The sequence below is a fragment of the Micromonospora sp. KC207 genome (assembly GCF_004348615.1).
Taxonomy (GTDB): domain Bacteria; phylum Actinomycetota; class Actinomycetes; order Mycobacteriales; family Micromonosporaceae; genus Micromonospora.
This window is the reverse complement of record NZ_SMKJ01000534.1, coordinates 1-2100: the sequence shown is the minus strand read 5'-3', so window position 1 is coordinate 2100 and position 2100 is coordinate 1. Positions and strand designations below refer to the sequence as shown.

At 69.6% G+C, this 2100-nt stretch carries 2 protein-coding genes; one reads left to right on the top strand and one right to left on the bottom strand.

Features of this window, described 5'->3' with window-relative positions; all coding sequences use genetic code 11:
* Positions 1 to 95 precede the first annotated feature (95 nt).
* The gene (locus tag E1258_RS32200; RefSeq protein ID WP_132407701.1) at positions 96 to 317 is read right to left on the bottom strand and encodes a DUF2631 domain-containing protein; all 222 of its coding nucleotides are present in this window, start codon (positions 315 to 317) and stop codon (positions 96 to 98) included.
* 243 nt (positions 318 to 560) lie between these two features.
* Here E1258_RS32200 and E1258_RS32195 point away from each other — a divergent pair.
* Positions 561 to 2100: Rieske 2Fe-2S domain-containing protein (locus tag E1258_RS32195; protein ID WP_132407699.1), on the top strand; the 1540-nt coding region annotated here is incomplete at its 3' end.

Sequence of the window (2100 nt, the reverse complement as noted above, 5' to 3'; positions counted from 1 at the left end):
GGCGGGAGCCTGCCCACCCCGCCGGGTGGTGCGTACCCGACGAAGGGCCCGCCGGGGCGGGCCCTTCGCGTGTTGCCGGTCCGGGTGCCGGCGGGTCAGGAGCGCAGGCCGTTGCGGCGCAGCACCGCGTCGCCGACGACGACGGCCAGCAGGAGCACGGCCAGGCCGACCAGCCAGATGTCCTCGACCCTGCCCTCGTGGTTGCCGCACAGCATGGCCAGCAGCGCCAGCGCGGAGAGCACCGCGCCGATCTGCCCGGCCTTGCGGTGCCCGGGCTTGTGCTGATCTGGCGACGTCACCGGCTCGCTTCCTGCCACTGTCGGTCCTTCCCTCGCGATCGGATCTCCGGTTAGTCTGGCACGCCCCGCGCCTGACCTCGTGCGGTGGGGGTTTCCCGCAGCCCCGGTCGGATGCGGGCCAGCGCAGGCCCACAGGCCCCGCAGGGCCGGTGGGCCTGAGGACCCGGGCCGGCGGACACTACCGGCGTCGCGGGTCGGCGACCAGACTGCCTCCGGTAGCGTCGGGACGTACACCTTGATTGTCGTTTGAGGGGGACTGCGGTGCGAGTGACCGGTACGGGACATGCCAGCATGCGGATCGACACGGCCGTGGGCAGCATCCTGTGCGACCCGTGGGTCAATCCCGCCTACTTCGCCTCGTGGTTCCCCTTCCCCGACAACTCCCAGCTCGACTGGGAGACCCTCGGCGACGTCGACTACCTGTACGTGTCGCACCTGCACCGGGACCATTTCGACGCCGCGCACCTGCGCGACTTCGTGTCCAAGGACGCCACCGTCCTGCTGCCCGAGTTCCCCACCTCGGAGATGGAGGACGAGCTGCGGGCGCTCGGTTTCACGAAGTTCCTGCGGGCCCCGAACGAGCAGGTCGTGGAGCTCGACGGCGGCCTGAGGATCATGATCCAGGCGCTCATCAGCCCGACCGACGGCCCGATCGGCGACTCCTCCCTCTGGGTGGAGTACGACGGGGTCCGGCTACTCAACCAGAACGACGCCCGCCCGACCGACCTGAGCGTCTTCGCCGAACTGGGCCACGTGCACGCGCACCTGCTCCAGTTCTCCGGGGCGATCTGGTACCCGATGGTCTACGAGCTGCCGCAGTCGGCGAAGACCGCGTTCGGCAAGCAGAAGCGGGAGCGGCAGTTCGACCGCACCTGGCGCTACATCGCCGACCTGAAGGCCGACCACGTCTTCCCGATCGCCGGCCCGCCGTGCTTCCTCGACGACGCGCTGTGGCAGTTCAACGACATCCACGGCGACGAGGGCAACATCTTCCCCGACCAGTCGGCCTTCCTCGCCGAGTACGCGAAGGTCGGCGGCACCAACGGCATCGTGCTGCTGCCGGGCAGCGTCGCCGAGGTGACCACCTCCGGCGCGACCACCACGCATCCGCAGCCGGTCGAGGAGTTCTTCGCGAACAAGGTCGCTCACCTGGAGGAAATGCGGGAGCGCAAGAGGGGCGTCATCGAGGCGGAGAGGGCGTCCTGGCGGCACCCCGAGGTCGACGTGCTGGCCGAGATGAAGCGCCGCATCGAGCCGCTGCTGGAGGAGTCGATCTACCTGGCCAAGGGCGTCGGCGGCCCGGTCCGCTTCGACCTGGTGGGGACCGACGACTCGGGCGGGGAAACCGTTGAATCCATCGTGGTGGACTTCCCCGGCAAGGAGGTGCGGCCGTACGCGGACGAGAAGGTCCGCTACCGGTTCCGCACCGAGCGGGCCCTCGTCGAGCACCTGCTGCACATCGGCGAAGTGGACTGGGTCAACTCGCTCTTCCTCTCCTGCCGCTTCTCGGCCGCCCGCATCGGCCAGTACAACGAGTTCGTCTACGCCTTCTTCAAGTGCCTGTCCACCGAGCGCCTCCAGTACGCGGAGGGCTGGTACGACGAGCACGAGCGCACCAGCGACGCCGAGGACATCACCCTCGGCGACTGGGTGGTGCAGCGCCGCTGCCCGCACCTGAAGGCGGACCTCACCCGGTTCGGCATCGTCGAGGGCGACCAGCTCACCTGCCAGTTGCACGGCTGGAAGTTCGACCTGCCCAGCGGGCGCTGCCTGACCAGCGTCGGGCACAAGGTGCGGGCGC